Annotated in this window: 21 protein-coding genes; 7 read left to right on the top strand and 14 right to left on the bottom strand. The window is 51.9% G+C overall.

The features are described 5' to 3' along the window. The first annotated feature begins 1,661 nt into the window (after positions 1–1,661). Both SH302x_RS20715 and SH302x_RS20710 read left to right on the top strand, forming a co-directional pair. Positions 1,662–2,786, top strand: coding sequence for an RHS repeat domain-containing protein (locus SH302x_RS20715; protein WP_479364553.1), 1,125 nt, complete (start codon positions 1,662–1,664; stop codon positions 2,784–2,786). 22 nt (positions 2,787–2,808) lie between these two features. Next, positions 2,809–3,519, top strand: coding sequence for a hypothetical protein (locus tag SH302x_RS20710; RefSeq protein ID WP_479364552.1), 711 nt, complete (start codon positions 2,809–2,811; stop codon positions 3,517–3,519). Here SH302x_RS20710 and SH302x_RS20705 read toward each other — a convergent pair. After that, positions 3,508–4,971: an IS701 family transposase gene (locus SH302x_RS20705; RefSeq protein ID WP_479364550.1), complete on the bottom strand. Its 1,464-nt coding sequence runs from the start codon at positions 4,969–4,971 to the stop codon at positions 3,508–3,510. The genes SH302x_RS20710 and SH302x_RS20705 overlap by 12 nt on opposite strands. Before the next feature lie 127 nt (positions 4,972–5,098). Between SH302x_RS20705 and SH302x_RS20700 the strand changes: the two genes are divergently transcribed. Further along, positions 5,099–5,611, top strand: a complete 513-nt coding sequence (locus SH302x_RS20700) for a hypothetical protein (protein ID WP_479364549.1) — start codon at positions 5,099–5,101, stop codon at positions 5,609–5,611. An 82-nt stretch (positions 5,612–5,693) separates the two neighbouring features. On the opposite strand, the gene SH302x_RS20695 is transcribed toward SH302x_RS20700, so the two are convergent. The 10 genes from SH302x_RS20695 to acs all read right to left on the bottom strand — a co-directional run bounded on the left by SH302x_RS20695 (position 5,694) and on the right by acs (position 16,561). Then, positions 5,694–5,885 (bottom strand): hypothetical protein, encoded by a 192-nt coding sequence (locus SH302x_RS20695; RefSeq protein WP_479364547.1) that lies wholly within the window; start codon positions 5,883–5,885, stop codon positions 5,694–5,696. A gap of 1 nt (position 5,886) precedes the next feature. Beyond that, positions 5,887–6,141: a hypothetical protein gene (locus tag SH302x_RS20690; RefSeq protein ID WP_479364545.1), complete on the bottom strand. Its 255-nt coding sequence runs from the start codon at positions 6,139–6,141 to the stop codon at positions 5,887–5,889. Positions 6,142–6,183: 42 nt separating this feature from the next. Further along, a complete protein-coding gene (locus tag SH302x_RS20685; protein WP_479364544.1) occupies positions 6,184–6,396 on the bottom strand; it encodes a hypothetical protein in 213 nt (70 codons plus the stop codon). Positions 6,397–6,528: 132 nt separating this feature from the next. Next, on the bottom strand, positions 6,529–8,709 hold the full coding sequence (locus tag SH302x_RS20680) for a hypothetical protein (RefSeq protein WP_479364542.1): 2,181 nt from the start codon (positions 8,707–8,709) through the stop codon (positions 6,529–6,531). A gap of 4 nt (positions 8,710–8,713) precedes the next feature. Then, the gene (locus SH302x_RS20675; protein WP_479364540.1) at positions 8,714–9,523 is read right to left on the bottom strand and encodes a hypothetical protein; all 810 of its coding nucleotides are present in this window, start codon (positions 9,521–9,523) and stop codon (positions 8,714–8,716) included. Between the two features lie 12 nt (positions 9,524–9,535). Next, positions 9,536–11,296 carry a cyclic nucleotide-binding domain-containing protein gene (locus SH302x_RS20670; RefSeq protein WP_479364538.1) on the bottom strand — a complete coding sequence of 587 codons (1,761 nt, stop codon included), beginning with the start codon at positions 11,294–11,296 and terminating at the stop codon, positions 9,536–9,538. Positions 11,297–11,438: 142 nt separating this feature from the next. Beyond that, complete coding sequence (locus tag SH302x_RS20665) at positions 11,439–12,386, bottom strand: class I SAM-dependent methyltransferase (RefSeq protein ID WP_479364537.1); 948 nt, start codon at positions 12,384–12,386, stop codon at positions 11,439–11,441. A gap of 89 nt (positions 12,387–12,475) precedes the next feature. After that, the gene (gene ppk2, locus SH302x_RS20660; protein WP_479364535.1) at positions 12,476–13,687 is read right to left on the bottom strand and encodes a polyphosphate kinase 2; all 1,212 of its coding nucleotides are present in this window, start codon (positions 13,685–13,687) and stop codon (positions 12,476–12,478) included. A 186-nt stretch (positions 13,688–13,873) separates the two neighbouring features. Next, the gene (locus SH302x_RS20655; protein WP_479364534.1) at positions 13,874–14,458 is read right to left on the bottom strand and encodes a hypothetical protein; all 585 of its coding nucleotides are present in this window, start codon (positions 14,456–14,458) and stop codon (positions 13,874–13,876) included. Between the two features lie 138 nt (positions 14,459–14,596). Continuing rightward, entirely contained in the window at positions 14,597–16,561 is a 1,965-nt protein-coding gene (gene acs, locus SH302x_RS20650) for an acetate--CoA ligase (RefSeq protein ID WP_479364533.1), read from the bottom strand. 365 nt (positions 16,562–16,926) lie between these two features. Here acs and SH302x_RS20645 point away from each other — a divergent pair, with 365 nt between their 5' ends. Beyond that, positions 16,927–18,333, top strand: a complete 1,407-nt coding sequence (locus SH302x_RS20645) for a HEAT repeat domain-containing protein (RefSeq protein WP_479364532.1) — start codon at positions 16,927–16,929, stop codon at positions 18,331–18,333. A gap of 238 nt (positions 18,334–18,571) precedes the next feature. Next, positions 18,572–19,048, top strand: a complete 477-nt coding sequence (locus SH302x_RS20640; RefSeq protein ID WP_479364531.1) for a DUF4339 domain-containing protein — start codon at positions 18,572–18,574, stop codon at positions 19,046–19,048. An 86-nt stretch (positions 19,049–19,134) separates the two neighbouring features. Here SH302x_RS20640 and SH302x_RS20635 read toward each other — a convergent pair whose 3' ends face one another. Beyond that, entirely contained in the window at positions 19,135–20,379 is a 1,245-nt protein-coding gene (locus SH302x_RS20635; RefSeq protein ID WP_479364530.1) for a hypothetical protein, read from the bottom strand. A 123-nt stretch (positions 20,380–20,502) separates the two neighbouring features. Here SH302x_RS20635 and SH302x_RS20630 point away from each other — a divergent pair, with 123 nt between their 5' ends. Next, positions 20,503–21,960, top strand: coding sequence for a trans-sulfuration enzyme family protein (locus SH302x_RS20630; RefSeq protein WP_479364529.1), 1,458 nt, complete (start codon positions 20,503–20,505; stop codon positions 21,958–21,960). An 18-nt stretch (positions 21,961–21,978) separates the two neighbouring features. Beyond that, positions 21,979–23,118: a trans-sulfuration enzyme family protein gene (locus SH302x_RS20625; RefSeq protein WP_479364528.1), complete on the top strand. Its 1,140-nt coding sequence runs from the start codon at positions 21,979–21,981 to the stop codon at positions 23,116–23,118. A gap of 5 nt (positions 23,119–23,123) precedes the next feature. Here SH302x_RS20625 and SH302x_RS20620 read toward each other — a convergent pair whose 3' ends face one another. Together SH302x_RS20620 and SH302x_RS20615 are read right to left on the bottom strand one after the other, a co-directional pair. Then, positions 23,124–24,032, bottom strand: coding sequence for a hypothetical protein (locus tag SH302x_RS20620; RefSeq protein ID WP_479364527.1), 909 nt, complete (start codon positions 24,030–24,032; stop codon positions 23,124–23,126). A gap of 104 nt (positions 24,033–24,136) precedes the next feature. After that, the gene (locus tag SH302x_RS20615) at positions 24,137–24,649 is read right to left on the bottom strand and encodes a hypothetical protein (protein ID WP_479364526.1); all 513 of its coding nucleotides are present in this window, start codon (positions 24,647–24,649) and stop codon (positions 24,137–24,139) included. Positions 24,650–24,709: the final 60 nt, after the last annotated feature.

The following is a 24,709-nucleotide window of genomic DNA, read 5'->3' as shown; positions in this document are numbered from 1 at the left end:
AGAGTGCGACGTACTTGGGCTTTTCCGTCTCTGGTCTATTTATTCGGGATAAAGAGAATGCGATGGTCCCTGTTGGGCGATCGCATTTAATTTAGGGTCGGCTTTTTAGGTGTGATCGCCCTCTTTTGGCGTAGCTATTGCGCATGCTGCGATTGTTCGTGAAGGCCAAGCCGCGAGTGTTCTTTTTATGTTAATCGATGGAACCATGGCAGACTCGAATGCGAGAGGTTTTGACGATTCTTTAAGCGATAATCCATAAGCTTAAGGCGTTCGACTTGGGCCGTCGATTGTTGAATTGTGTTGTTGAAGACTTGTCGTTTGCATGTTTGCGATGGGGACGATGACAATTCGATCAAATGCTATTTCGTATGCACCTACTAAAGCGATCAATGTCGATGTTTCGAGGGTGACTTTAGACCGAAAAGCATGCGTCTTAGGGCCACAATCGCCGACTCACAACTTGGCATGTGATCTATCGCTGTGCGCTTACTCTTGAGCGCTGATTCTTATATGAGGAAGGTCTGAAAAGCGACTTGGTATGCTGCGACAGAGCAAAGCGAATCATCCTGCTTAAAAGCTTCGTGCAGATGCGCCAAGGTGAGCCGAACCGGGTTATTAGAGACGATCTGAGGCGGGTCACACAATCGTATAAGCGCCGTGCGAATGTGACTTTGTGCGAGAAGAAAGCGTTTCCAAATGCGATAGGCTACCGAGTCACTACGTCCAGTATCAAGCTTTCGAAAAGCTTGACGTTTATTGCTTGAGCCTACGGCATTTACAATAAATTCTTGAAGGCTCTGCGCGCTGAGGAATAGACCTTTGACCTTCTCAGCGCTCCAGACGCTGAAGGTCTTGCCGCATCCGCCAGCCCGGTTTCGATTGCTGCAAAAGACACGCGCAGCACGGATAGTTTTGTTGGATGCGTTTGATCCATCATAGCCTCGCAAGAAGCCATGGCGGATAAGGTGGCCAACCTTTCTGCAATGGGGACAAGATGCGAGCTTGAGGGAAGTTTGAACGCTTTCGAGTTCGTCTTGAGATGAGCAGATTTTGTGGCACATGACTGACAACTCGACACTCAAGCCCGGAGAAAATTACAACATAAGTTATACCGGAAAAAGCGAAAACGCGAATCGAAAAATAGGGGCGGGGTGAATGCGGGTTACGATGTTTGGGTAAGAGAGGCGGGCTGCAGGCGGGGTGCGAGCTAGGCCGAATTGTGGCAGTAACTCACGCCCCCAACTCCGATCCCAATTCGGCCCAAAACCGGCGGGTTTTACGATCAAAGCATGGCCTGTAACAAGTAGCTCAGCGACTCCGTTCGCTGAGTAGTATGTAGCCCAGCGACTCCGCCTTCTTCGTTTAACCGTCAGCCGCCAGGCGTACGCGTTCTTCTTCACCCTCTCGCTTGCGGGAGGGTCGGCCGCGAGTTCCACGAGCGACCGGGGAGGGCGAGCCGCCTACGCGTCCACTTGCCAATTGATTCACTCAGTACCATTCGCGGCGCTTGGGTCTTCAAGCCAACGGCTTGTCACAATTGCTGCCGTGGCCGATTCGGCCACGGTTTGCATGCGCACCTCCCTCAGACAACCTCAAAATTCTGCCAAATATCCCGCCCATCTCGCAACACCGCTCAACTGTCATTCTCTATAATGGCAAACATGCAGTCTCAAGCCACATCACTTCCGGTTAAACCCATATCGCGTCGAGCAACCTCGACTATCGATTGGGCTGCGCTGTGCGCTCAAGATGTCACTTATTTGAACACCACTGTTTCATTCAATGGTTCTTTTTCTTTCCAGGCAAAGTCATCTGACGCGTCAGTCTCAAATAGCAAGTCATCACATCACGAGTCCGCAGCAGCCTGCTTTACTTGCACATCCTCATCGCTGATCAGCAACAGCGATTGGCCTTCAGAAGTTGCACTAGCGCAGCATCGCAACCAGCAGTACTCGATCTACGCTATGACCAACTCCAGCGGCAGCGTTGTAGAGCGCTACGCGTATACCGCTTATGGTCAGCCAACAGTGCTCAACGCATCCGTCTCAGTCATAGCCACCAGCGCCTATAACAACAGGTACACCTATACTTCCCGCGAGTGGGATCATACCGTCGGTTTGCATTACTTCCGAGCAAGGTGGATGAGTGGACATAGTGGGAGGTTTTGCTCAAAGGATCCTATAGGGTATTCAGGTAGTCCTGGTAATCTCTACGAGTGGCTGGATTCTCGCCCCTTCTCCAGTACAGATCCCACAGGGCTCTGTGGGTTGTGCGATGACGAATGCACCATTGGAGAATCGGGAAACATCGGTATAAAGGGTTTTGATCTGCTACCTGAGACAAAGCTAGGGGGACCAAAATATTGGGACGAGGCCGAGCTGAAGTTAGCCAATCTTGAAGTTATGCAGAAGTCATTGAATCTCTTATCTGTGTCCGCAGCTTGCTCAACTGGCGATACCCTAGGGGTGATTAAAGAGTGGGTGGACGGAAAAGGATTCCCCTCGGCCGGAAGTTTTAAAGACGGGGTGGGTGAGATAGTTAAACAGCGTTACGGAAACAAGTACAACCAATTTGCTCTTTGGATTATTATAGAAGGAAGCTGCTGCGAATCCAGCGCCTGGCCATTTTGCAATTCTTTCAAAAAACATCGATTTGATTACCGCTGTAACGAAGCTGGAACATTTGACAAGAACGACCCAGATTTTGGTCAGAAATTAGCAGATAGTTTAAAGAAATGCTTGGCGAATGCTGTATGCGGGTTTCAATGCGACAAAGGGCAGAACTGAGTTAAGAACAGTGACAATGACTATGATCGCGTATAAAAAATGGGTATATAGCAGAACCTTGATTTATGTTCAGTTAATTCTTTTCTCTCTAATGTGTCGTGACTCGATTGCAAGCGAAGAGTTGAAAGAGCGTACTAGAACCTATTTCACAATTCATGCGCCGTTGAACGCCGTCGAAAGCGACAATTACGATTTCGCTAAACGCAGACGTGTTTTTTCTATCGTTTCCGAGTTAGCAGATCGTAAGATCGAGCAACGATACATTTATACGTTTTGGTCTATTGGTAGCTGGGCCGAAGCTTTGGAAATTCAGCGACGGTCGAGTCTAGCATTGTCTTTACCTGTCGAGACGGTTCAAGAAATTGCAAAGGACACCGAGAACCGAGCGTTGGTTGTAGGTTGGTTGAGAGATTCCTTAAAATCGAAAGGAGGAATTCGAGACGCGTTTTTCGCCCGCGAGAACCAAGATGAGTTGGATACTGGTTGGTTCCAAGGTAACGCGTTACTGATAAGGCATTTGATAATACAGTTGGGAGTTGCGTCAGTTGAAAAGCTACTTAGCGGCGATATCGAGGAGAGCGAAAGAACATGGGCTTTGGGGATTCGCTTAATCCGAGAATGTGTGGAGGTCCCGGGTTTTCCCACTCTGGTTGTTTCTCAAGGACTTGAACGGTATCTTAAGATCTGCACTTTAGGGGATTGTTGGAATAGCGTGCTAGGCTTATGCCGCTAGGGCCAAGAGTCTTTCGAATCGGTCGCGTATTTTTGATGGATCGGCGGCAGATTGGAGATCTCTCAAAAATACTTCGCGCAGCATTTTCCGGGCTATTCCTCGCCGGCGGTCATTGTGCGAAGGACGGCGAGTTGGATTGTCCCATGGACGATCGCTTCGGTCCACCAGTTGTTCACTCGTGTGATCCCAACACTCCAATTCAACCAGTGTATACAACCATCCACACAGGTTCCAGCAGCCAATGCTCGACCACACGTTACGAACTTGCTGCTCACCTGCACCCCAGATTTCTTTGACGTCATGAAAATGCTCTTCGATCGCCCACCGATCCGACGCTGTTTTCAGAATCATCTCGACGCCCATCAAAGCGTCAGTGCTAACGTACGCCGCCCAATTACCCTTGGTGTATTCCAGCAGTACCACTCGAACTGTCCCACCCACAACTTGGCTTGTCGCCAAAAATGTCTTGTAGCGACGCTCGACCATAACGCCGCGACAACAGTAGCTAATCGTTTTCCAACCTCGACGATTAGTCGCTCGCTTTTTGAGGCTGATGCGGTTCTTGCCGTATTTGCGAGGCCGACCACGCTGTCCGGTTTTGTTCACGGGAAGCTCAAACAGCTTGGCGTCACTACGCAGCCTCGTCACTATGATCGCCCCTTCGGCAATCAGCGGTCGGATCAACGCCATCGCTGCATACGCTCCGTCGAACACGACGATGAACCCAGCCTTGCTTCCCAGGGCTCTAAGGGTCCGCATCACTTTTCGGCAGAGCTCCAAGGCGAGTTCGTGTTTAGTGCGAAATTCCCATTCATATCGCTGTTTCAGCTTGGTGATGTCAACTTCGCGAACGTACAACATCGACAATATGGGCAGCGCGATTATGCCAAACAGCGGACGGCTTATCAGCATCGCCAAGCAGACCCAGTTGTGTCCGTAGAGCCAGTCTCCATCACCCGGGCCAGGAGTCGGATTGTGGTGAATGTTGGCCGCCTCCACGCATGGCCCAAATCGTCTGGTTGGCGAATCGTCGATGGCCATCGTCCAGTAACCTTTTTCACCAGGATCAAACTTTCTGAGGATTACCCCAAGAACCGCAAACGCCAACGCAGCGGCGTTCTTGCCGACGGATTGAAGCAGTTCATAAAAGCGATCCCAATCGTCTTTGACACCCGCACATCGAAACCAACTGGCGGCCGTCCGGCGACCTCCGGCCAGCAAAGCTCCGGCAACAACAATCGGCAGCCGGAACGCGATTCGCTTGTCCAGCAAGCTGCTCATGGCGGTAGTGAGTGTGGCTATACCGCCCAGCAGTGGCACGCTGGCAGCTTCAGTGGATTGACGATTCGGATTGGCCGTAACCAACCTCTGCCGTTTGTCGTGTTGAGACGACGTGGATTTCGCAGCATGTTGAGCTTGTGGAGGTCTGCCGGAGTGTTTACGCTTAGCCATCCTTGGCCCTTTGTGGATGATTGGTTTGGTGTGGTAACCTCCAATTTCCCGAAGGGCCTTTTTCGTGGCAAGATCAATCCTCGACTTGATTGATGAGATTCCCTAAAGTGCAGTTAAGATTGAAAAATTGTTTATCCCGAGTCAAGAAACTTCGGATAGGGGGCTCGAGCTAAAAGAACTATTGCGTAAGTTGCGAAAACTAGACATCTCGGCTATTGTTAATTCAGAACAATCACTAGAAACCATTTCCGTATTCACAGATTTTGTAGCGGAGTATAACGAATATCAGCGCCGAGGCGTTGTTCCAGTTAAATTTCGGTGGATCTTAGAATTGGAGAATGAACCTTTAATTTCCAGCATCGCAACTAGCTTCTTCGTAATCAATGATGAGTTGAGGAGATTAAGTCGCAGAATTTTCGAAACACCGGAAGAATTGGAATCGCATGTAAAAGAGGCCGAAACGTACAATTTGAACCTAGTGCAGATGCGTATTTCTGCAGGGATGTCAGAGCAAGAGATTGTTGCGGCGAGAGTCCATATGGAGGCGTTGTTGTCCTTTCAGGTGATGATTAATGCCTATCAAAATCTTGAATCTGAGATTGCGATTATTCTTGACAAAGTAAGAGATAGTAACGAGTGAGTAAAACGGCTGCGAGCTGTGGACGGTCTTTCTCCCCAGCTTTGCGGTTTCTCAATGTTTTTCTCTACAGAATTACCAGCTACTAATCTAATTCGCAGTAGCGGTTTGCAGGGCTCAAGAACGAGCTAGAACGCAGCTCAATGGCTACATTTTGTGTTGATGATTGTTCATTAAATGCGGATTTCACTGGCGGATACGGATCTTCGAATTGCTCAGCCACTAAAGGCAAGTTGCACTCGTTACTTAGTTCAAATTGCTGATAGTCTTTCATCATGCTAGACCTCTGGCAGCGGTAATTGGACATCCAACTGTCCATTGCATAACAGGTAGCTGCAAGCGGTAAGGACGCGAGCGTCATCCGACAGCAACTCAACATCGAAGGCCACGAAGGCATTGGCTTCTGATCGAAGCAGCCGAGCATCTTCGAAACTCAGTTGCTTGAACCTTATGTTCTTGCGTGCCTTGGTACAGACCTCTCGCACGCGATCGTCCAGCGATGTCCATTCTTGTAGGCCGGAACGAACAAACAATTCAGTGCCGGAACTTCGAACGACTTTCTACCCAGACGGACTCTAATAGCCAATTTCATCAGAAACCTGTTTGTGCTGTTCCGGCAGATCGCGTTCCTGTTCCGGCCTACGCAACTCTTGGAAGCTCATGCCCTCCGCTCCGCATTGTTGGCATCGCGGCGCATGGTCATCGACTAAGGTATTTGCACTTGGCGATTGGTTCTGCTGGATCAGCTTGCTGGCATCCTCAATGCTCGATTGAAGTAGTGAGAGCATTTGAAAGACAGAAGACCAAGTCACATCGTTCTGAGATCGCGAGCTCTGAGCGACCGTTGGGCTTGCCCCAACGCGTCGCAACAGGATTGGTGTGCTAAGCCTTCCGTCTGGCAAGGGACTGCCACGCGAGAATCATTTGGCGACGTGATAGTCGTGGCACATGGTGCAGTCCTGGACTTTGGTCTGGGCGTTGTGGCAATTCACGCAAAGCTTCTTGGACATGAAATGGAAATCCATCGAACTGTGCGGTGTCAATGCGTGCTCTGGTATGGTCGGAGCAGCGGTTGCCCCTGCCGTCGAAACCAAAGTCGATCTCGGCTCAGCCAACTCGTTCAACGCATGACAACTGGTACAGTTTTGAAGTTGCGGTAGCGTCAAATGCGGCCGATGATCAAATCGCGTCAGCTTCTTTTCCTTCGGATTGATTTCTTGCGATCGCCATGCAGTCGTCAACGCTGTCATCGCATCCGGCAACTGTTGGCGATGATTCGGCGATACGTGGCATTCCAAACAACGCGAAATGATTCCCTGTTGACGCTGTCTGGAACGGTCGTCGCCATGGACATTTTCCCAACCTGCCCCCTTGCCATCACCGATCATCAACCATTCTGCGTAAGCTTGCATCCAACGATCGCCATGCCCGCTGGGGACATACACAATTGCATTGCGCAGCCGGTCCAGCATCCAGCCACCTTGGGCAAGGTGCCGCTGAGCATCGTACTCTTGGGGCTGAGTGACGGTCGCGGGCTTGGAGCGATTGCTACCCAAAGGCAAACGACCTGCATCGCGAAGCGATTCCACTTCGGTAGAGTCCAACAACGAGTCGCCGCCCAGCAACTCGTCTTCCTGGTCTGCGTTGGCGCTAGTAAACAACGCATTGTCTTGCTTATTTGGTACCGGCTGAGGTGGCATGAGTTGGGGCAAGAAGGGTGAGGGCGCATTGGGTGACAAGCCATCGCTCTTGCTAGTGTCTTCCTCTCGCTCTTGCGATGGTCCAAACCAGCTTCGATAAGCTTCGTCAAATAAGTTAGGCGGAATGCCCTTGATCAACTCCTGCACGAGTCGTTGTTCATAGATGTCCTGCTCGTCCACTGCATGCCTGCGAGTCAAACGTGATTGCAGGGCCGGTTGGCCGTCGATTGCAATAGCACGCAGTAAATCTCGCGCAGCTTGAGCGACACTGCTCACGGTCGCTTGCGGATTGGACGCGCCGAATTCCAGCTCGCTTAAGTTTGTAGAAGTCGCGACGGCCGTTGATTCAAACAGAGCATTTTCTCCACCAGAGAGATCGAGTTGGCCGATGATCAATTGCCTGACCAGCGGCGTGAACTCCAGGTCGGTCACTGCGCTTGCAATATCGGGCCAAGCAAGCGACTGGCTGGGCGTGCTTGCATTGATCTTTTCTAAATCGATGCTGGGCAGTTGCCACAGCACAATTCCATCGCTCAAGGCAGAGGCTAGGGGCTCTCGATGGCAGCTTGCACAAGCCTTCTCAAAACCTGCAGTACGTACCAGCTTGCTCGACCCTGCGCCAAATTCCCCAGGTTCCGACGCGATATGGCAAGTTGCACAATCAAAGCTCGTCTGTTGCTTTGGGAAATGCTTGTTGGCATGCGAGCGATGATTGAACGCGACTGCAGGTGATTCAGAAACCGCGGGATAGGAAGTGAATTCGCTATGGTCACTGGCGAAGCTCGTGAATCGCTGTTGATGGCACGCTTGGCAACGCGTGTTGTCCATGGCAGCCAACGAAAACTGGCGACCCTGGTGTTCACGATGGCAATCGTTACATTGAAAGGAGCGATGCTGCCAATCGGTGTGGATATCTCCAGCAGTTTTTTGGGACGAAGCGAGTCGCACGTTGCCGCTTGTGCCCCGGCTTGCCGAACCGAGTTCTAAAAGTTGTTCGACGGTTAAATCATGAGGTGTACCTCGCAACAATTGTTGCAGGTCATTGCTATGGCAGCTTGCACAGGCTTGCTGTTGGCTCATGCCGGGATGAACCGAATTGCGTCCAAGTGAAAAAGGGTTGGGCTCATGCGGTGTCAGTGCGTTGGTTTTAGCGACCCCAGGATGGCAGCTTGCACAGCTTTGTCCGCGATCCAGACCTTGCCATAGCTGGGCGTGAGGATTCGATAATTCGCCAGGCGCCAGCAGCTTATAGTGAAGGCCTAACTGCGAACCAAGGATCCAAACGCCGATGAAAAACACGCACAGAGCAGCCGCGAAGTATCTTCGCAATTGCAAATGCCGCCAATAAGTCGCTCGACCTAGGGCGGTGTTCGTGTCTGGCGTGTCCTTAAGAGATGTCATCCAATTAGTTTCCTGAGAATTGGAAGACCGCGTAGACATGTAAACTGACAGCCGCCACAAAGCACCATGTCAAGGCGACATGGAACAAATTCCAAGCACGTATTCGAAGCATCATCGCTGCTTGGAAATCGACATCATCTCGCAGCTTCACCAGTTCGCACAGCTTGGCTCGCGCGTGATCACCTTCCTCACTTAGATAGCGACCTAAACCTTCCAGTTGCGTGTGCAGGAATCGCTTCAGCTTGCCCGTCGGTCGAGCATAGTAGGCAATAGACCGAGTGGACTTAAAGTAGCCCGCCAAGTTTCGAGTATAGAATTCGGCCAAGCAGGCAGACTTGCTGTTGGTAGCGGCCGAAAGCGCCACGGCATAGGCAGCTTTCGCAAGCTCGTGCCGTTTGGTAGCGACATCTTGTAAGCGAATCGGCTGGCCCGCGGTCCGCATCAATACGGGGATGCGTCGATTGACATACCAATGACCTAGTCCGCTGATACTTAGCAATACAAACGCGAAGGCTAAAGCTGACTCAAGATATCCGTTTACAGATAACCCCGCGTGAAACAAAAATACCACGATGGAAAACAGGCCCGCGAAGTGATGCACTTGTTGCCAGGCAGCCACGCGGCCGAGATTCAATAGGATCATTTTTCGGCGCAGCGGCAGCAATATCATGAGGACGCAGACAGCCAGCAACGTAAAACCACTCAGCCAATCGAATCGCTTCAACGACTCGAACCAACTACGATGGATGCTCGCGAAAATGATCGACGCCAGAGCGACGGTGGCCAGTGATAAAAAAGGTCTAAGCTTTTGCATAAGGCTCCACGGTTATTGTTTTTGTAGCCATGATCTCATTTTGTCGGTATCGCTTAAGTCGACTCGTTCCAACGCTTCGTGCGGACAAGCGGCCACACAAGCCGGACCCGTCGGCAGGTTGCTGCACATGTCACACTTGCTAGCGACCAACGGCACTTCGGTTTGATCCAGGATAGGCAACAGGCTGCTTTTTAACTGCACGATCTCCATTACGATATTGTTGTAAGGACAAGCGTCCGCGCACGTTTTACAACCGATACAAGTTTGGTCATTGATGGAAACGACACCGGTTTGACTGTCGCGGCGAATTGCTCCCGTTGGACAACCAATCATGCAAACAGGGTCGACGCAGTGCATGCAGCTTTCGGTAAATTGGAAATTCCCGAAGCTAACACCTTTGCGATTGAATCGCGAAACGCCGCCATGGCCAGCCGCGCACGCACGCACGCAATCGTCACATCGAGTGCAGCGATCGGTGTTGATGACCATCGCTTCGCGAGCATTTACCAGTCGATTTTCGACAAGGAATTCCAGCAAGGCTTCTTCTTGCGTATCTTCGATCGGTTGATAAAGATGCTCTGGTGTAACGGCGGCAAAGCGATCTAAGCGAGGAGTCGTAATTAGCCCGGGCAGCGATTCCTTGCGACAATACGGAATCACCGCCTCCGCCACCAGATTGCGATCGATGCGTATCACATCCAAGTAGCCAAGCGCTCGCAAGGAATACTGATAGGGTAAACGTTGGTCTTGGTCATTCAACACACTGTTATGGCAGATCTCTTCAAAACCAAATGTTTGTCCCTGCGAAAGATAGGAGATGGTGCGATGGGAATCGCCATATTGAAAGCTCTTGCGGGCAAATCCGCTGCGAACGATCAATAGACTTTCTGCATGATCGCCTTCATTGCAGATGATTGGTTCTGCGGCAATCTGCTGGCTGCTGCGAGCGGATCGGTCTTGGTTATATTGAACGAACCACTCACGCTCGCCGTAGCTTTGCAATACCGCCTGACTGGCAATGGATTCGATCACATCGGGCGGGCAGAATTGCAGCAATTCATGCTGGCTTAACCAAGTCCGCAGGCTGGTCTCGCGGTAACGATCATCGATCGCTTGACGAAAAGCTTTATCGCGGCGCAATTGTCGCAGGCCTTGCCAGCGGACTTCAAGGATTGTGCATGCGTCTTTCGCAACGGCTGTATAATCATTTGCGCTGCGCGTCATGGCTGCCATTTCGCCAAACAGTGTGCCTGACTCGAGGACCGAACCGGTGGCTGTCGAACCAACAACGTCGATATCTTTGATATATAACTGCGGCTTGACATCTTGATCGCGCAAACCGACGGCCGTCGTAATGGCTGCTGAAGCAGGGCGATCAAAACTGTGCGGCCGAGTGCGTCGAAAACTGCTGCCACCTCGCAAGGACGCGACTAACCGCTGCCAAACGCCAAGCTTATCCTGTCGATTCTCGGATTCACTGGCGTATTGGAGTTGCTGCAAGATAATTTGTACGCGACCGCGCAGCACAATGAAGGCGCTGTTGGCATATTCGCCTTGACGGACAATAACGTCGCCAGCCGTGAAGTGGCGAATGCGGCTGTCATTTTTCAGAATGTCGGTAATCGATTGTCGGCCCTTAGGAAACTTCGACTCGTCGATGCTGGCAAATGGCGGATAGCTCAAAAGTCCATGCAGATCCACCTTTGCCATCTCGGGATCGAAGGCAAACTCTTCTGGCTGACTAAGCTTGTTTCCAGCATGCAACTGCAGCATAAATCGATGCGTAGAGGCGAACCGAGGCGAAAGGACATCAATGCTTATCGTTAGTCATCGACCAAGCGAGCTTTCGGGTTGAAACGAATTTTCCGCGTTTAACGATTGTGGCAGGCTGCGTAAGATAGGCGACGCGGTGACGTCACGCTTTGCGATAGATGGCAAAAAAAAGATCTTCTGCGGGATAGGGCAACGCCAGCCCGGGCAGAATAGGTTTCACCAGCCAGTGGGCCACACGCTTCGATAGAACCGACGCTAGTTTGTATTCCAGCAAACTTCGCGCATGGTCGCCACGAATCTGCTTGCCGGGACGCCCCATTTTAACGCGCACCAATCCGTGCTGGCGCATAAGCCGATCCAGCGAGTTTGGTGAAAACCACTGCAAGACCGTTGGTGGGCTGTACTCGTGCCAATGCTTTCCGAAGGCTCTTGCGGTCCAACTGCGAAAGTTCCAAGTTTCAATCAATAGCAATCCAGTTGGGTTCAACAACCGCGTCATCTGCTGGGCTGCCGCCTGCACATCGACAAAGTGAGCCATGACTTGCACAGCGGTTACTGCATCATAGGACCGTTGGATCGGAAAGGATTCCAAGCTCCCTTGCTGGACATCTAGTTGCAGCACATTCTGCGCATGTTGAACCATAGAGGCGTTGGGTTCAAGGCCAGCAACCTGCCAGCCTAAGTTGCGGTATGCCGACAGATCAAAGCCAGCGGCGGTGCCTATCGAAAAGACAGACTTCGGCGCATCGCTGCGTTCTGGCAATGAAAGGTTTGTATTCAAATGAGGTTTAGTCCGTACGGAGCTCTCGGTATGCAATTCGAGCTGTTGCTTTAGGATTTTCGCATAGCGGACGGCGGCCGCTCGGACTACTTTCTCGCTGGCCAAATAGTTGCTATACCCAGCTCCACCAGCAAAGAAGTAATCGTCCCCGTAGTTCTGCTGGACATGGTCGCTGGAAAGTTGCAGCGCGGCATAGCGATGGACGCATGCGGTGCAGTGGAGAATGGAAATACTGTTTAGTGCAAAGGCGAGCTTGCCTGTGCCTCGACAAATCGGACAAAGCTCAGAATGGGAAAGTTCAGCTAACACGGAGTAGTTAATGGATCGGCGAGGGAATGGAGTGCTGTCGACGCACAGTATCAGGACGGAACGGTTGGACTTGAGGGGCCAAGGTAGTTTTATGCGGTAGTGCTTTGAACCGGCATCAGACCGTGGGATTCGCCTCGTTCGTAAACTACGTTCGCACGACCTACCAGCAACGGGTCGAGGCTGCCGACGCGTTCCAGCGATTTCCCTTCGTAGGGCAACCGATGTAGGACGTATCGCATCGCATTGAGCCGGGCTCGTTTTTTGCAATCTGATTTAACAACGATCCAAGGCGATTCGGGCGTATCGGAGTGAAAGAACATCGATTCTTTCGCTTTGGTGTAATCGTCCCATTTATCCAAGGAAGCTTTATCAATTGGCGATAGTTTCCATTGCTTCAGCGGATGAGCTTCACGTTCCTTGAAGCGTCGACGTTGCTCCGCTTGGCTAACGGAGAACCAGAACTTAATTAAGTGAATACCACTGCGAACAAGATTTCGTTCAAACTCAGGAGCCTGTCGCATGAATTCTTCGCACTCGTGATCGTTGCAGAAGCCCATCACGCGTTCCACGCCGGCGCGGTTGTACCACGAGCGATCGAAGAGCACAATTTCACCGGCCGTGGGCAAGTGTTCGATGTAACGTTGGAAGTACCATTGCCCGCGTTCGACTTCGCTGGGCTTTTCCAGCGCGACGACTCGTGCACCGCGTGGGTTCAAGTGCTCCATAAAGCGTTTGATTGTCCCCCCCTTGCCAGCCGCATCGCGGCCTTCGAACAGGATAATCAGCTTTTGTCCTGTTTGTTTTACCCAGGACTGCAGTTTCAATAATTCAACTTGCAGCAAGTATTTTTGTTTCTCATAAGTCCTGCGTTGCATCAAGCTTTTGTAGGGATAGCCACCGGAGCGCCAGTCCGCAGACAATTCGTCATCTGGCTGAGTCATCATGGGAGCAGCGATCTGTTGCGCAGCCACCAATGATTCGCGAAGAACGGCCGCGTCGTCACTGGATGCGCCAGACATGATTGCCTCTAACACTTTGGTCAGCGTCGCGACGTCATGGGGGGGGACGCTGTTGACGACGTCACGGACCGCAGCGATCTTGCGTTCTTGTGCTGCCAAGCTTGCCTGGTCGACAACATGCTGCTCAATCGCGTCGGCCGATAAATCTGCGGCTGTATCTCCCTGCGAAACCAAACGAATTTTCTCCGTGGATTGTGGTTTGCCTCGCACCACTGCTCCAGTAACTCCATTTAAGTGCACCTTCTGATTCAACGTCTTGGAAGCGGTGGAGCGTTTTGGCATTTGACGTCTCAGTCTACTTAAATGAACCACGAAATGTACTGAACAATTATAGCTCAGATTATTCGCCGATTGCGATTTGTCACCTACTGAAGTTTCCTGTTTTGTCGAGATACGCTCAATGCATTTGCGTGATGTGACAATCTCGCTCACTATGCCAGCAACAGTGCTCCAAACCAGCACATGTATTTAAGACTTTCGAACTTGCTTGGCTTTTGCCGGCGTCGTTAGATCACCTGCTTTATTGTCCTGGGAAAACTCCCGGATGACGGCTTGACGTTTGCGCCTATATCGTCGCTTTTCATCTTCGAAGTCTTGTGCTTTTTGATAGCTGTAAACAGACGCTCCGACTACAAGCATCCAGACCCCAATTGCGGCGATAGTAAAGTTAACGCCGTCAGCGAACTTAGTCGTAATCTGATAAACAAGGAAGACGATCAAGACGATCGTTGCAACCACTCCCAACGTGACTGCTGCTTCCACTGATGGCAAAGACACTGTGCCATCTTCTGATCGCTTTTCATAAAGTTTTGTTGTGCGTTGAAATTCGATCGAAAGAGAATTTAAACGATCTCGCATGTTGTTTCGGCCTGACTCTTCATTCAGCACAGCCAGATTGGCAGAAATCTCCTCGATTTGCTTAGTGTAAATCGTTGAATCACTTCGCTTGATTGCCAGCGAAGTCTTGCAATGCAGACAGGTCATGAAGTCGACGTCGGCTGGCACCTCCAACGTCGCTCCACATTGTTGACAGACCAGCGGAATCAAATCCATGGTATCGAATCCGAGTTTATTGTTTCGAAGCAATGGAAGTCGAATGGGTTGTATCGTACTAACCTTGACAACGCTTTGAAATCCGTTCGCCTCAAATATTGGCAGGTTTCAGTAGATTATCTCACGACGATTATCGCACTACGACTCTTCTTCGCGAATTTTCGCCAAGATCGAGTAGTCTTCCAGCGTGGACGTGTCGCCAATTTGTTCTTTGCCGCTGGCGATATCGCGAAGCAAACGTCGCATGATTTTCCCGCTGCGTGTTTTGGGCAGTGCGCCAGTGAATCGAATGTCGTCGGGCTGAGCCAGCGCACCGATCTCTTTGCGGACGTGTTGTTTCAATTCCGCACGCAAAGTCTCCGAGGGCGATTCCCCTTTCAAAGTCACAAAGACCGCGATCGCTTGGCCTTTAATTTCGTCCGGTCGACCTACGGCGGCCGCTTCTGCCACTTTGGGGTGCGATACCAAGGCACTTTCGATTTCAATCGTGCTGAGCCGATGGCCTGAGACGTTGATCACATCGTCGATGCGCCCCATGATCCAATAGTAACCATCGCGATCGCGCCGAGCGTTATCGCCGGTCAAATACATGTGTGGCACTTTGCTCCAGTACTGTTCCTGATAACGCCCCGCGTCGCCCCAGATACCGCGCAGCATGCCCGGCCAAGGTTTTCCGATCAGCAGCATACCACCGTGGTCTTGACCGACCTCATGCAACGCTTCGTCCAAGATTCGCGGCTCGATTCCTGGCAGCGGTTTGGTACAGGAGCCAGGCTTGGTTTCAATTGCGCCTGGCAGCGGCGACATCATAATGCCGCCTGTTTCCGTTTGCCACCACGTATCGACGATGGGGCAGCGACCGCCACCGATCTTGTTGTAGTACCACATCCAAGCCTCGGGGTTGATCCCTTCGCCGACGCTGCCCAGCAGTCGCAGGCTGGACAAATCATGCTTGTCAACATGATGATCGCCCCACTTGATAAAGGCACGAATGGCGGTCGGAGCGGTGTACAAGATCGTGACCTTGTATCGCTCGATGATCTCCCAGAAGCGATCTTCGGCGGGCCAGTTGGGAGCTCCCTCATAAATAACTTGTGTGGCACCGGCTGCCAGTGGTCCGTACACAACGTAGCTGTGCCCCGTGATCCAGCCGCAATCGGCGGTGCACCAGTAAATATCCGACGGGCGATGGTCAAAAACCAATTCGAACGTGTAGCGGGCATACAACTGGTAGCCGGCGGTGGTGTGCAAGATCCCTTTAGGTTTGCCGGTTGATCCGCTGGTGTACAAGATGAAGAGCGGGTGTTCGCTGTCGAGCGGCTCCGCGGGACATGCATCGCTGCAATCTGCGATCAAGTCATGCCACCAAATGTCACGTTCTGGGGTCATCGGGCAATCGGACTTGGTTCGTTGCAGCACAATGCATTTTTCGATCGAAGGGCTCTTCTTCAACGCTTCATCGACAGCCGACTTGAGTGCTAGTGGTTTTCCGCGACGATAGCCGCCGTCAGCCGTGATTTGTAGTTTCGCGGTTGCGTCGTTGTTACGGTCAGCGATCGCTTCGGCACTAAAGCCACCGAAGATTACGGAATGGACGGCACCAATTCGTGCGCAGGCCAACATGGCGACGACCAGTTCAGGAGTCATCGGCATGTAGATGCTGACGCGATCACCAGGGACGATGCCGAGCTTTTTCATTCCGTTGGCAAGTTGGCAAACATCGCGATGGAGTTGGGCATAGGTAATTTCGCGTCGGTCGCCGGGTTCGCCTTCGAACAAGAGGGCGATTCGATCTCCACGGCCTTCGGAGATATGTTTATCCAAGCAGTTATAAGACGCGTTGGTTTTGCCGCCGAGGAACCATTTGGCGTAGGGTTCGTTCCATTCCATGGTCTTGGAAAAGGGTTCGAACCAATGGAGGTTTTCCGACACGAGTTGGGCCCAAAAGTTCTCGTTGTCGTCCATCGAACGTTGGTAAAGCTCTTCGTATTGCTTTAGCGAACCGATGCGAGCTTGGCTGGCGAATTCCTGGGAAGGAGGAAAGAGCCGATGCTCGTGCATTACGTGATCAAGCTGGCCGTCCACGGAAATTTCGTCGCTCATAGGTATCAAAGGCTGGGAGAGTAGGATGAAGTTGGCAGTACTGGATTGTGCTAGCAAGCATGGCCGTCGTCAATCGTCCAGTGGTCAGTTAGGCGTCGATAAAGCTCTGTTTTGCCCTTTGAATATCCCAAAAAAGCCGAATCGGCAAAAAATGAGGTGCTTCGGGTAACATCAGCGGTATCCCAATTGATGAAATAGACGTTAAACTACCGAACCTGCTAATTGAGGTTCGCTTACCGCCTGCTCCCACGCAAAGCCCGTTGAACGCCGACGTGCCTTGGCCGATCAGCCTGCAAGCCAATCCCATTCAGCTTTCAGTTTAAGCTGAGTTTGTTGCCAAAAATCGATACGTGAAAGGTACGGCGATGTCTGAAGACGCTAACTCGAGCGACTATGAGAATACCCCTGATCAGCAAGACTCGCAAAAGTCTTTGCCCCAGCTTTTAAGCTCGTTAGAGCGAGCCCGATATAACTTGACGCATGCCAGTTCGGTGGCCAGACAGATTGCCCCGTTAGCTCAAGAGAAACTATTGATTTCGTTGATGCGTGACAAAAAGGCGATGATGCGATTCGCGGCAGTCGAAGCGTTTCGATATCGCGACGAGCCGTTGTCGGAAACGGCGATTGATCATCTGCTGTCACGCATTGATGATCGTCACGATTCCATTGCGGCAGCGGCGATTGTCGTGTTGGGCGAAAAGAAAGTGGAATCGACCATCGATGAACTGCTCGACTGCGTCACGATGGATAACGCTCGGGTCGCTTGTGCATCGTTAGAAGCGATCTACGAAATTGATCCCGAGGAAGCCAAGCCACATTTTGATGAGTTCTTGGATCACGGTGATTTCCCGAGAGTCGCATGTGTTGCTAGGATCATCGAAAAGTTTGGGCTCAGCGAACACTTAGATCGTTTGTTGTTGGCTGCAGAACAATTGGCTGAAGAGCTAAATCCAAATTTAGATCGAAATAATCCGTGGACGATCGAACGTCGATTCATGATGGACGTGGTCAATGTGCTGGCGCGTTTCAAGCACGAACCCGCCGTACCGCTACTGAAAAAGCTGGGCAGCGAATATGTTGGGCTGCGAACTCATTCACTGCAAGCTTTGCAGTTGATGGGTGTAGATGTTAGCTCCATGATTGAGGAAGCTTTGGAACGCAAGCCATCGCGTGGTTTAAGAGGGTTACAATCGGGTGACGCGGATCAAGAAGCGTTTGGTCATATCGCTCATGGGGGCGCTAGGCTCTTGCGTTCTTTTGCAGCCGCTAACCAAGAGATCCTCAAGCATTCGGAGCCTGACCAAATACTCAATACTCGCGTGTCGGGACATGCAGTCGAGGTACAACGCAATCATGCGGTGATCGAGCTGAGCAATGGCTTGCACGGTGTCTTGCCCAGCGAAGAAATGCATTGGACTTGTTTGCGGAACTTGAAACCTTACTCGGAACGTTTGACGCAACCGCGGCAGTACGTGGTCACAGAAGTTGATCCTGAGTCGGGATTTGTTGCGCTGAGTCACAAAGCGAACTTTCAAAACCCGTGGCTACCCGAGTCAACTTTTTTTGCGGAAGTCAGCGAAGGCCAGATTGAAGCCAGTGTGCGTGGCGGTGTGCTGGTACGCTTAAGCGAGTACTGTATCGGGTTCTTGCCCACCGACGACCGCGATTCACAAGGGTCTGCTGGTCACGATTTTGAGTCGGGGGAAGCAGTTCAAGTTCGCGTGGATTCAACCGATCCGGAGCAGCATCGAATTACGCTAGCCCTGCGGTGAAACAAAGATAGCGTTACCGGCTTGCGATCGACGAGACAAAACCTATGCCGCCAAAAGGCGGTACTACGAACACCGGCACGCCACGAACACCGGCACGCTGGAAGCGACAGTTTTTTGGGCTGATCTAGTTTAATTGTGGCGGGAAACCATTTACAATTGGATGCGGTGAACGTTCACGGAGTACCATCGCCTTCCTCCCCAGCTTGGTAGATGCAATTGAAAGCGGAGTATCTAATCTATGCCAGACTGGTATTATCGCGACACGCAGGATCGGACCATTGGCCCCATCAAACCCAGCGAACTGCTGGAACTGATTAGGGACGGCGATATCGCAGAAGAGACTTTGGTCCGCAAAGATGACTCCCATTGGGTTCGGTCTGTTGAGATCAATGGCTTATGGGCGGCTGCGGCGCGACCTGATACCGAATTCTTTTGTCCGGTTTGCAACACGGCGATTTCAAAGCCACCTTCACGTTGTCCCAAGTGCATGAAGTTCGTCGACAAGAGTGTCGGGCGAATCAAGAAGGTCAATGTGAGTGCCAAGCAACTCGCCAAGATCCGTGAAGCTGCTGCGCAACCGGTGCCTCGTACCACTCATGCTCCTCTGCCAAATATCGAAGAAAGTGCGCCGATCCCGCATCAACGCAAGCCTGCGGCAAAGAAAGCGAGCGAATCGTCGCGATGGTGGCATTCCTTGCTGCCCCGCAAAAAGTGACGGGGAGCTTAGGGCTGACTGTCCCACGCAGCAATTCAAGCACTCGGCTGGCACCGAAAGCTGACGGCAACTGCGTTGACCGGCGGCTAGTTTGACTGTGGACTTGGGGCATTTTGTGCGGCACGATACTTTTCGAATGCGGCAGCGCGGGTGGCGTTGATGTCCACGCCTACAAAGCGCAACGTCTGCGGATTGAAGACCCTCAAATTGTGAGGCTGAGCTTCGGTAAAGTAATCATTCATCTTGAAGCCGCGAAGCTTGACCGCAACCGCGAGAGCAAGATCGCGAAACTGCTGAGCTGATTCGATGATGCGTCCTTCGACGAACACGCTTTCTCGGAACACGATGCGATCGTTATCAAAGTAACTTTCGACCAACGGCAAATCTATTTCAGTCCCGTAGACCATGATCGCTTGCATCGCCACGTTGTAAATGATTTCATCAGCGGTCCCTTCCTTTAAGACCTTGCGTGCCAGATCGGCTCCCTCGGGGATTCCATAGTGCAGACTGACCAAGAGCGGTCGAGTGGCATCACGTCGAACGGAAGTAATCCAACGCCCGGTCAGGCGCTTGAGTGTTTTGGAAACTTGGCTGGAATTCAGTTCGCTGGAATATGGAGCAAAGGAAACCAAGCGGCCTGCAATTCGCTCAAGCTCTTCCGACGATTGCTCCTGCAAACGGATCATGATGTACTGCAGTGCAACCGCATCGGCAATGGTGGTCTCGTTGAAAGCACGCAGGTCACTGTCTAAAAGTTTGACAGTTGCATTTTGAACTTCAACCAGTTTGTCGTTGGTCAATTGCTCGTTACACAATCGGCTGTGGCGCGGCAACATGTCGACAAACATTCGACGCGCAAAACGGTTGGTACCTGCGATGGCTGCGAAGTCTGGCCAACCGTAGAACCGATGTGTATCGAGATCGGCTGGGCTGCGGAGGAAGCTGTCGATGCGTACGGGCAGTCCGCTGCGTTCGATGTGATCCACGATCAGAGCGCAGCGAGCGATGACTTCGGGGCTTTTGCTGCTTTGTTTTAACTCGTTGAGCAGTCCGATGACGCTGACGCCACGGCCAATCAGGTCCCGCGTCGCTTGTTCACGGGTCTGGAAACTGGCACTATCCAATTGCTGGAACAGTTGCCGGACTTCTTCGATTTGTTCCGGTGTTAGGGGGATTGGTCCTGAGGGAGTTTCGTCGGAGTCATCATCACCTGCGGCTGCCTGTGCGGTAACGTCGATAATCCCGTCTTGTTGGGACCACAAGGAGGATGCAGATGCTGCAAAGTATGTCGCCAGGGAAAGCGTCAGGATATGAAAATGCTTGGTCGACATAGGCAATCAAGGGCGAGGGTGGATGGAGAATTGCTCCTCAAATATTGATCGGGCCGATCCATTGTACCCGACGGGGAACAAATCTGACAAATCCACCTCGCGGGCCTCGCCGAAATCGCCCGTGTGGTTATACTACAGGCGACTGGGATTTGCGGCCGCTTGCAGCCAACAACTGCTAAAGAGCCTTCAACGCGTGTGCCCGCGCATGACTTTGGTTTGCACGCACCAACGATATCCAACAAAGGAAACGTTGGCTCTAACGGCTCGCCGGACGCATATTCTCAAAGCGTCCGTTATTCCAAATCTGCCTATTCTGCAGATGACGATTTTGAAATTGAGCTAGCCATGAATTCAAAAGCAGCCATTAAAGTTTCCAATCCTGCGGATCCTAATGTTTCGCAAAACACCGGTTCGAAATATGGTTTCGGAACCCAAAGCGTGCATGCTGGGGAAGCGCGGCAGAAAAATGCCGACTCGATTACTGACCCTATCTGTTGCACCAGCACGTACACCTTCACCAGCACGCAATCGGTGATTGACTTTATCGAGCAGCAGCAAACGCGAGAAGAGTATGGTCGCTATGGCAACCCTAACGAAAAGGTTTGCGAGAAAAAGTTAGCGGCGCTCGATAACGCGGAAGACGCGGTGGTCTTTTCCAGCGGGATGGCGGCCGCCGTCGGTTTGTTCATGAGCAAACTGGATGCGGGTGACGAGATTGTCTTCTTCGACGAGTGTTATCATCGCAGTCGTGAATTCTGCAGCAAGCACCTAGCACGCTTTGGCGTAGTAACCCATCAAGTCAAAACGGGCGATTACGCAGCGATGGAAGCCGCGATTACTCCACGTACCAAGATGCTTGTCAGCGAGTCACCAACCAACCCACATTTGACTTGCATTGACATTGACCGGTTTGTCGAGATTGGCAAGAAGCACAAGGTCGAAACGTTGATCGATGCAACGCTTGCGACGCCATATAACATCAAGCCTATCGATCATGGTGTCGATTATGTGTGGCACTCTGCTACCAAGTACCTCGGTGGCCACAATGACTTGCTAGCCGGTTCCATTGTGGGCAGCAAAGCGAAATTAGACAGCGTACGAAATCTCCGCGGCATCATGGGTTCGGTGAATTCGCCGCACAATATGTACTTATTGGAACGCGGTTTGAAGACCTTTGCGCTGCGGATGGAACAGCACAATCAGAACGGTTATGAAGTCGCTCACTTTTTGGAAAAGCATCCGCGAGTTGAGCGCGTTTACTATCCGGGTTTGGCTTCGCATCCTACGCATGAGGTTGCGAAGAAATACATGCGTGGCTTTGGTGGACTGGTAACCTTCATCATCAAGGGAGCTGATTGGCGTCAAACGGCCGATGTCGTTGATGCTTGTCGCATTCCGCGTATTGGGCCATCGCTGGGCGGCGTAGAATCGTTGATTGAGCAGCCTTATGTGATGAGCTACTTCAATTATCCAGCCGACCAGCGAGCCCGGTTTGGAATACCTGATAACATGATCCGAATGGCCTGTGGCATCGAAGACACTGTTGATTTGATCGCTGATCTCGAAGCGGCTCTTGGTTAAGTCAATTGAAAGACAAAAATGCGATTTGAAACCCGCGCAATACATGTCGGTTGTGAACCTGATCCGCAAACCGGTGCAGTAGTTCCTCCAATCCATCTAGCCACGACGTTTGTGCAACCTGGAGCGGGGACGTGGGGGCAGTATGATTACGCTCGCAGCGGTTCTCCAACTCGCAATGGCGTAGAAAAAACGTTAGCCAATCTGGAAGGCGGCCACCGCGCGCTTGCGTTTTCATCGGGGATGGCCGCAACACATTGTGTTACCATGCTGCTTAGCAGTGGCGATCACATTGTTGCAACCAGCGACATCTACGGTGGCAGTTATCGGTTGCTGCATAAAATCTGTAATCGCAGTGGAATCGACGTAACTCTGGTTAAAGGCACAGATGCCGCCGCGATTGAATCGGGGATGAATGATCGGACTAAACTGATCTGGACTGAGACCATCGGCAACCCGCGCATGACGATCCCCGACATCGCCGACATTGCAGCACTCAGCAAAACGCGTGGTTGTTTGTTCGGGATTGATAGTACGTTTACGACGCCCGCGTTGATACGACCGCTGGAGTTGGGGGCCGATATTGTGATGCATTCGGCGACGAAGTATCTGGGAGGACACAGCGATTGCTTGTCCGGAGTGCTGGTCGCCAAAGACCAAGAGCTTTGTGACCGACTTTACTTCGTTCAAAATGCAACCGGGGGAGTTTTAGCGGCGTTGGAAAGTTTCCTCTTGGGACGCGGTTTAAAGACACTTTCACTGCGCATGAAACAACACTGCAGCAACGCGATGGAAGTCGCCCGATTTCTCGAGCAGCACGCGAAGGTCACCAAGGTCTATTACCCAGGTTTGCCATCGCATGATCAATTTGAGTTGGCTTCGCGACAGATGCCCGACGGTTGTGGCGGCATGATCTCGTTTGAAATCGATGGTGACTTGCAAGCGACCAAACGAGTGTGTGAGTCGACCAAGCTGTTTGGATTAGCTGTTAGTTTAGGTGCTGCGGAATCTTTGATAGAGCAACCTGCGTCCATGTCGCATGCGAGCTATGATCCGGCTGCTCGCAAGCAGTTCGGGATCTCCGATTCATTGATTCGAATTTCAGTCGGATTGGAACATCCTGCAGACTTAATCGACGATCTGCAACAAGCGATTGGCTAGCGGAACTAGCGAGCAAGATGGCTGGTTGATGTTTCGTGTGCCATTTGCATTTTCCACTGGTCTTCAAGTTTACGGTTAAGCATACGACCGTTGACATGGCCTAGCAGTACCGTGCCCAAATAGATCGGTGTCGAGTAGCTGGTGGCAAAAGAACCTAGTGCGTTACCAACATAGGTTCCATAAGCCGGATACAAGATACGATTGGCTTCCATCATTCGCTGGACGTCCCCTTGCGATTCAAAGAATGCGAATGCATCTTCGGTGGCCAATGTTTCGTGCCATAGTGGAACCAGCAGGTAAGCGGCCGCATACGTACCTTGATAGGTACGACGTGTAAAATCTTTGGCGTGGCCTCCTTCGTGTGCGGCCACAGCGGGGATATCGCTGTAGAGGTGGATTGTTTGCGTAAACGGATTGAAATGGTCGCCGCCCACTAGACGGCCTGGAATGATCGCTTCACCCACGACGGAGAGCGCACCCAGCGTATATCGCCAGGGCCATGCGACGGTCTTGTTGGCTCGCAAACGCTGCCAGTCTTTCAGCGGAGCGTACTGATTGGCGCGCACTTTGACGTGTGGAAGATTGTTTTGTTCAAGATACTCCGTCATGACCAAGAGGGTGTCGTCGGAGATATCGTGATTGCTGGCACGCCTGTCCCAAAGCAAAATTTTATCGGGAATGCCGATAACCCAGCCGATGCCGTCCAGAATGGGGCGACGCTGTCCAACTTCGATTGGCTGCTGATTGAGAGTGAGGAGTTCTGGGGCGATTTGTTGGCTGCGGACTTCGATCTCCCGAGGTTTGAGCGCGCGACACCCGGCCAAGCCTATCATGCTGCAGAGCATGCATGTGGTGGCTACCGCGACCAGTCGCTTGGCCGAATTGTCGACGCGTTGGGAGAATGTTTCGTTCAACGAGTGCAAGCCTCAAAAGTCGGATTAGCGGCGGTTACCGTTAGGCGCCGCTGGGCCGCGTGCTTGATTCATGTTTTGACCGTTGGGGGCCTGTCCGTTGGGGGCTAATTGCTGAGCGTTCCCGCGATTAACTTGGCCGCCTTGTGCGCTGGTTGCGTCTGGGCTTGCATGGGGCGTTGGCCTTGCATTTGAGCTTGGCCGTTCAAGGGAGATTGCCCTTGAGCTTGGCTATCTGGCCGTCCTTGGTTCCCGCGCGCTTTCGTTTGACGAGCGTTCGCTTTTTCCTGTCGCATGGCCGCGGTGCGTTCGCGGTTGGCGCGAGCTTGCTGATATCCGCGCTGAGATTTTTCAAGCACTTGCTGAAGCGTAGCGCGAGCTTCTGCAGGGACTTTGTCGATGATGGCAGAAATTGCATTGAAGTTCTGCGCGTGTACGGCTTCAAGTTCCGTGAGGGTCGCTTCGAGGTCCCCGGCAGGCACGATGTCTTCGTCACTCGTCAATGCAGGATTGGTTTGGGGAGTTGCATTGAAACCTGGAGCGAATGTTTCTTGGGCGTGGAGCGTTGGCAGTGCTCCAAAGCAAGCACTGAGAATAATCGCAAAAGCTGTCTTTCGCATAGCTGGATCTACTTCCTTGTAAACGAACTATGAAAGCATGTGCGGTCTAATCCTAGGCCA

The organism is Njordella calcicola (assembly GCF_056494125.1).
This window is presented reverse-complemented; position numbering and strand designations above follow the sequence as displayed.